Genomic DNA, 6,391 nt, shown 5'->3' on the forward strand with positions numbered 1-6,391 from the left:
GAGCAGCAGCCCCGGGATCAGGAGCACGTGGATGGTGAACAGGCGCGGGATGATCGAGTCACCCGGGAACTCGCCCCCGAAGAGGAAGAACGACATGTAGGTGCCGACCACCGGCATCGACTTCACGAAGCCGTCAGCGGCCCGGACACCGGTGCCCGAGAGCAGGTCGTCGGGCAGCGAGTAGCCGGTGAACCCCTCCAGCGTCCCGAGGAGGAGCAGCAGGCATCCGATCACCCAGTTGAGCTCACGGGGCTTGCGGTGCGCGCCGGTGAAGAAGACCCGCAGCAGGTGGATCATCATCGCCGCGATGAAGAGCATCGCCGCCCAGTGGTGCATCTGCCGCATGAGCAGGCCGCCGCGGACGTCGAAGGACAGCTTCAGGGTGGAGGAGTAGGCCTCCGACATCTCGACACCGCGCAGCGGGTCGTAGGAGCCCTCGTAGTGGACCTCGCCCATGCTCGGGACGTACCAGAACGTCAGGAAGACGCCCGAGAGCAGCAGCACCACGAAGCTCCACAGGGCGACCTCGCCCAGCATGAAGGACCAGTGGTCGGGGAAGACCTTGCGCAGGTTCTTCTTCATCGCGGTGCCCAGGCCGAGCCGCTCGTCGGCCCAGGTCGCGACCCCGCCGACCCGCGACGGCTTGCTGGCGGTGGCGGCCTGGGTGCGGTTGCTCCGCACGAAACGGCCGGTGTCGATGCTCACTCCGAGTCACGCTCCCAGAAGCTCGGGCCGACAGGTTCGGTGAATCCGCTCCTAGCCACAAGATACCCCTCGTCGTCGACCATGATGGGCAGCTGCGGAAGGGCCCGAGCGGCGGGGCCGAAGATGACCTTTCCGGCGTCGCTGAGGTCGAACGTCGACTGGTGGCAGGGGCAGAGCAGGTGGTGGGTGGTGCGCTCGTACAGGGAGATCGGGCAGCCCACGTGCGTGCAGATCTTGGAGTAGCAGACGATCCCGTCGACCGACCAGTTCTCCCGTCCGGGGCCGGGGATGATCTCGTCGGGCTCCATGCGGACCAGGATCACCGCGGCCTTGGACTTCACGACCTGGAGCTCGGCGCCCTCGATCAGCGGCTCGCCGTTCTCGTCGGTCTCGAAGATGGCCTCGGGCTCGGCATTGATCAGGTCGCCGAGCTCCATGTCGCTGGGGCGCACGGGGGTGCCGATGACGTCCCGGGCCACGCGCATCCCTCGGGTCCAGATGGTGTTGTCGAGGCCGGCACCCGGCTCGCCGCTGTCGGCGACCTGGCCGGGGGTGGGGCCGAGGTCGCGCAGCAGCACGACGGCCGGCAGACCCAGCAGGGCCACCGCGCCGAGCAGGGAGTTGCGGACGAGGGGACGACGGCCGATTCCGGAGTCCTCGAGGCCGGCCGAGAGGGCAGCCAGGGTCTCCTGGCGGTCCTCGGGAGGCGAGGCCGCGCCGTGGCGCTGCTCGGTGATCTCGTGGTCGGACATGAGCTTGCGCGCCCACTGGATCACGCCGATGCCGATGAACAGGAACGCGCCGCTCATGAAGAGCCCGAGGGCGACGGTCGAGGCGCCGAGCCCCAGGACGGTGTCGCCGCCCTCCCCGATGCCGAGGGCGAAGTAGGCGACGATGAACCCGAGCGTGCAGATGGCCGACAGCCCGAAGAGGAGCGAGACCTGGCGCTCGGCCCGCTTCTCGGCCCGGGGGTCCACGTCGGTCGGCCGCCAGGTGTGCGCCGGCAGGCCGGGGTTGGCGATCGGGTCCGCCTCGACCTCGTGGGTCGACCGCTCGGCGGGCAGGTTGTCCTGCTGGTCGTTCATGCCTCCACCTTGTCCTTCTTCGAGCGGGTGGTGTGGGCGGCGATCCAGATGGCCGCGCCGACACACGAGCCGATGCCCAGCACCCACGCGAACATGCCTTCACTCACCGGGCCGATCCCGCCCATGCCGAAGCCGCCGTACTCGGGGGTCTCCTCGAGCGACTCCAGGTAGGCGATCACGTCGCGCTTGGCGTCGGGTGGGAGGTTGCCGTTGGAGAAGACGGGCATGTTCTGGGGACCGGTGAGCATGGCCTCGTAGACGTAGTGCGGCTCGACGCCGCGGATCTTCGGGGCGTAGCCGCCCTGCGGCATCGCGCCGCCGGACCCGGCGAAGTTGTGGCACGCCGTGCAGTTGGTGAGGAAGATCTGGCCGCCGCGCACGATCGCGGCCTCCCGCTCCTCCTCGGAGAGTCCCTCGACGCTGTAGTCGGACTCGTCGGGGACCGCGGGGCCCGGGCCGAGCGAGGCGACGTACGCCGCCAGGGCGTCGATCTCGTCCTGGGTGTAGACGGGCGGCTTGCGAGCCGCCTGGGCGCCGGGCTGTGCCATGGGCATGCGTCCGGTGCCGACCTGGAAGTCGACGGCCGCGGCCCCGACCCCGACCAGCGGGGGACCGAGCTGGGACTGGCCGTCGTTGGCCAACACGCCCTCGCCGTTCTGCCCGTGGCAGAAGGAGCAGCCGACCAGGAAGAGCTCGCGACCCTCGGCCACCAGCTCCTCGTCGGACCTCTGCTCCTGCGCCTGTGCGGGTGAGAGCAGGGAGTACAGGCTCCCCGAGAGCACGAGGCCGAGCAGCAGCAGGACGACGCCGGCCACCGGACCACGGCGGTGCCGCGAGAGCCGACCGGCCCAGCCGTTGACCCAACCGTTGACTGGGCGGTTCAGGAGACGCACATCGATTCCTTGGGGGTTCCGGTCGGCTGGGTCACTTGATGAGGTAGATCGTGGCGAACAGACCGATCCAGACGACGTCGACGAAGTGCCAGTAGTAGGACACGACGATCGCGCTGACGGCCTGCTCGTGGGTGAACTTGCGGGCGATGTAGGTGCGTCCGAGGACGAACAGGAAGGCGATCAGGCCGCCGGTGACGTGGAGGCCGTGGAAGCCGGTGGTGAGGTAGAACATCGTCCCGTAGGCGGAGTCCTGGATGGTCACGCCCTCCTGGACCAGCGCGGCGTACTCGGTGGCCTGGCCGGCGATGAAGATCGCCCCCATGACGTAGGTGAGGATGAACCACTCCCGCAGGCCCCAGCCGGACACCTTCAGGACAGACCCGGTGCGTCCCACCTGCCCGCGCTCGGCCGCGAACACGCCGAGCTGGCAGGTCAGCGAGGAGAGCACGAGGATGGTGGTGTTCACCGACGCGAACGGGATGTTGAGCAGGGCGGTGTTCTGGGCCCACAGCTCGGGGCTGACGGCCCGGATCGTGAAGTACGACGCGAACAGCGCCGCAAAGAACATCAGCTCGCTGGAGAGCCAGATGATCGTCCCCACGCTGACCATGCTGGGCCGGTCGTGGTGCCCGTGGAGTCGGGAGGCCGGGATCGCAGTTGCTGTCGCCACGAGGGCCATTATGTCGGTAGCTCGGACCCCGGGCATCGCGACCCCCTGACTTCCGGGGTCCTATTGTTCGAAGGGTGCTGGCAACGTCGTCCGGGGGAGTTCCGACACTCCCGGAGTTCACCCTCGGACGGGTGTTCACGGAGACCTCTCTGGAGCCGGTCCCGTTCGTCCTGACGGTCTGGATCGCGGGGCTCTACGTCGTCGGCGTACTCGTGCTGCGACGGCGGGGTGACCACTGGCCCGTCGGCCGCACGCTCTCATTCGTGGTCGTCGGGATGGGCCTGTTCCTCTTCGCCACGTCGTCCGGCCTCGCGGCCTACGACACGACGCTGCTGAGCGTCCACATGGTCCAGCACATGGTGCTCTCGATGCTGGTGCCGCTCGCGCTGGCGCTGGGTGCACCGATCACGCTGGCCCTGCGCACCCTTCCTGCCCGACCGCGGCGCTGGCTGCTGGTCGGCCTGCACTCGCGGGTGGCACGGGTGCTGTCGTTCCCGCCGCTGACGTTCGCGCTGTACGTCCTCTCACCGTGGGCCCTCTACTTCACCGGCTGGTACGACGCCTCGCTGAGCTCCGCCTACGTCCACGAGATGATGCATCTCCACCTCGTCCTGGTGGGGTCCCTCTTCTTCTGGCCACTCGTGGGCATCGACCCGGTTCCCGGGCGGGTGGGGTACCCGTTCCGGGTCCTGCTGGTCGTCCTGACCCTGCCGTTCCACGCCTTCCTCGGCGTCACCATCATGGGCCAGACCGCGCTGCTCGGCGGAGACTGGTACCCCTCGCTGCACCAGGGGCCGATGGGGGTCTGGTTGCCCGACCCCCTCGAGGACCAGCACGTCGCCGGCGGCATCCTCTGGGGCGCCGGTGACCTCGTGGGACTCGTGTTCTTCGTGGTCCTGTTCGTGCAGTGGGTGCGCTCCTCGATGCGGGAGGCGGCGCGTGAGGACCGGCGGCTGGACCTGCTCGAAACGAGGCAACGGCCCAACGGTGACGCGGGTGTGTGATTTCGCACCGCAACGCGTCGATCGGGTTGCCGGCCGGTAACATCACAAGCGTGAACCACTCGGACTCCACCACCAGGACGGCGCCGTTGCGGGTGCTCGTCTACAGCGACGACGTCAACACGCGTCAACAGGTCATGCTGGCGCTCGGCAGCCGCCCGCACCCCGACCTGCCGGAGCTGGAGTACGTCGAGGTGGCGACCGAGCCGGTCGTGCTGGCCAACATGGACGCCGGACACATCGACCTGGCCATCCTCGACGGTGAGGCCGTCCCCGCCGGGGGCCTGGGGATCGCCAAGCAGCTCAAGGACGAGATCTACGACTGCCCGCCGGTGCTGGTGCTGACCGGACGGCCGCAGGACGCCTGGCTCGCCACCTGGTCCCGCGCGGAGGCCGCGTGCCCCCACCCCCTCGACCCGGTCCAGCTGGCCGAGTCCGTGATCTCGCTGCTCCGCTCACGCGTCCCCGCCTGATCTCCGTGACCCCCACCTGGCCCGAGGTCCTCTCTGCCCTGGTGGCCCGCCAGGACCTCACCGCGACCCAGGCCAACTGGGCGATGGGCGAGGTCCTCGCCGGTGAGGCGACGCCCGCCCAGATCGCCGGCTTCGCGGTCGGGCTGCGCGCCAAGGGCGAGTCGGTCGAGGAGGTCACCGGGCTCGCCGAGGCGCTGTATGCCGCCCGGACCCGGATCTCGATCCCGGGCCGGCTCCTCGACGTGGTCGGGACCGGCATGGACGGTTCGATGTCGGTCAACATCTCCACGATGGCGGCGATCGTGGCCGCCGGCGCCGGCGCCAAGGTGGTCAAGCACGGCAACCGGTCGGCGTCGTCCCTGTCGGGCAGTGCCGACGTTCTGGAGGCCCTCGGCATCCGCCTCGACCTGCCCGTGGACCGGGTGGCCGACCTGGCCGAGCAGGCCGGCATCACCTTCTGCTTCGCCGCGGCCTTCAACCCGGCGATGAGGCACACCGCGGTCCCTCGCCGCGAGCTCGGGATCGGCACGATCTTCAACTTCCTCGGCCCCCTCGCCAACCCGGTCCGGCCCGGGGCCCAGGCCGTGGGCTGTGCCGATCGCCGGATGGCACCGGTGATGGCGGGCGTCTTCGCCGCACGAGGGGTCGACGCGTGGGTGTTCCGGGGCGACGACGGCCTCGACGAGCTCACCACCACCACCACGTCGTCGGTGTGGACGGTCCACGACGGGAGCGTGACCGAGGTGACCGTCGACCCGCTGGCCCACGGGCTGCCGGTGGCGTCCGCGGAGGCGCTGCGCGGCGGCGACACCGCCCACAACGCCGAGGTGGTGCGGCGCACCCTCGACGGCGAGCAGGGTGCGGTGCGCGACGCCGTACTGCTGAACGCGGCGGCGGCGCTGGCGGTCAACGACACCCCGGGTGCCCCCGTCGACGAGGCGCTCGCGGCCGGGCTCGACAAGGCACGCGAGGCCATCGACTCCGGGGCCGCGCGGGCCACGCTGGATCGCTGGGTCGCGGCCTCGGCCTCCTAGAGGTTCAGGACGAACGACTCGCCCTCGCGGCGGAAGCCGTGGCCGAGCCGGTCGTAGTAGGGCCCGACCATTCCGGGCGGGGTGAGCACCTTGCGGAACCCGCGGTCGCGCAGCCGGGAGGCACGCCTCCAGACGAACTCGCCGGGGGAGAAGTCCCGGAACCGCGGCGTCACGTAGTCGAGCAGCACCCGGGCGATGTCGCCGTCCCGCCGGATGAGTACGACGCCGACGGTCTCGTCGCCCTTTTCCACCTGGAAGGCGAGGTCCCCGTCGTGCAGGTCCTCGGAGACGAAGCCCGGCTGGTGGCGGAGGATGTCGGCCTGATGGACCTCCAGGAAGTGGTGGAGGTAGGCGTCGGTCGGTCCGACCTGCAGCACCACGAAGGCGGCCTCGTCGTGGCGCTCCCGCAGCATCCTGGCGATGAACCACAGGTTGATCGACGAGGTGGCGAGGTTCATCCCGACCATCGGCCAGACACCGACCAGGGCGTTGAACAGCACCAGGCTCAAGGACGCGGCCAGGTTGAGCAG

The 6,391-nt window shown here is 69.9% G+C and carries 8 protein-coding genes; 3 read left to right on the plus strand and 5 right to left on the minus strand.

The genetic code is table 11. The features are described 5' to 3' along the window. From VFN12_RS17515 to VFN12_RS17530, 4 genes are all read right to left on the minus strand, one after another. Nucleotides 1–705 (minus strand): cytochrome b (locus tag VFN12_RS17515; RefSeq protein ID WP_325120087.1); only part of this gene is annotated, 705 nt, incomplete at its 3' end. Beyond that, nucleotides 702–1,790 carry a ubiquinol-cytochrome c reductase iron-sulfur subunit gene (locus tag VFN12_RS17520; RefSeq protein ID WP_325120088.1) on the minus strand — a complete coding sequence of 363 codons (1,089 nt, stop codon included), beginning with the start codon at nt 1,788–1,790 and terminating at the stop codon, nt 702–704. The genes VFN12_RS17520 and VFN12_RS17515, both read right to left, overlap by 4 nt. After that, entirely contained in the window at nt 1,787–2,683 is an 897-nt protein-coding gene (locus tag VFN12_RS17525; RefSeq protein ID WP_414690065.1) for a c-type cytochrome, read from the minus strand. Before VFN12_RS17525 ends, VFN12_RS17520 begins: the two co-directional genes overlap by 4 nt. A gap of 31 nt (nt 2,684–2,714) precedes the next feature. Next, the gene (locus VFN12_RS17530) at nt 2,715–3,362 is read right to left on the minus strand and encodes a heme-copper oxidase subunit III (protein WP_325120089.1); all 648 of its coding nucleotides are present in this window, start codon (nt 3,360–3,362) and stop codon (nt 2,715–2,717) included. 65 nt (nt 3,363–3,427) lie between these two features. On the opposite strand from VFN12_RS17530, the gene VFN12_RS17535 reads away from it, so the two are divergent. Genes VFN12_RS17535 through trpD form a run of 3 tightly spaced genes read left to right on the plus strand, consistent with a single transcriptional unit; the run spans nt 3,428 to nt 5,861 of the window. Next, nucleotides 3,428–4,357 (plus strand): cytochrome c oxidase assembly protein, encoded by a 930-nt coding sequence (locus tag VFN12_RS17535; protein WP_325120091.1) that lies wholly within the window; start codon nt 3,428–3,430, stop codon nt 4,355–4,357. A gap of 50 nt (nt 4,358–4,407) precedes the next feature. Then, nucleotides 4,408–4,827 (plus strand): hypothetical protein, encoded by a 420-nt coding sequence (locus VFN12_RS17540; protein ID WP_325120092.1) that lies wholly within the window; start codon nt 4,408–4,410, stop codon nt 4,825–4,827. Nucleotides 4,828–4,832: 5 nt separating this feature from the next. Beyond that, nucleotides 4,833–5,861, plus strand: a complete 1,029-nt coding sequence (trpD, locus tag VFN12_RS17545; protein WP_414690066.1) for an anthranilate phosphoribosyltransferase — start codon at nt 4,833–4,835, stop codon at nt 5,859–5,861. Here the strand turns inward: trpD and VFN12_RS17550 are convergent. After that, the coding region (locus tag VFN12_RS17550; RefSeq protein ID WP_325120093.1) for a hypothetical protein at nt 5,858–6,391 on the minus strand (534 nt) is incomplete at its 5' end. The two genes, trpD and VFN12_RS17550, sit on opposite strands and share 4 nt — an antisense overlap.

This window comes from Nocardioides sp. (assembly GCF_035703625.1).
GTDB lineage: Bacteria > Actinomycetota > Actinomycetes > Propionibacteriales > Nocardioidaceae > Nocardioides.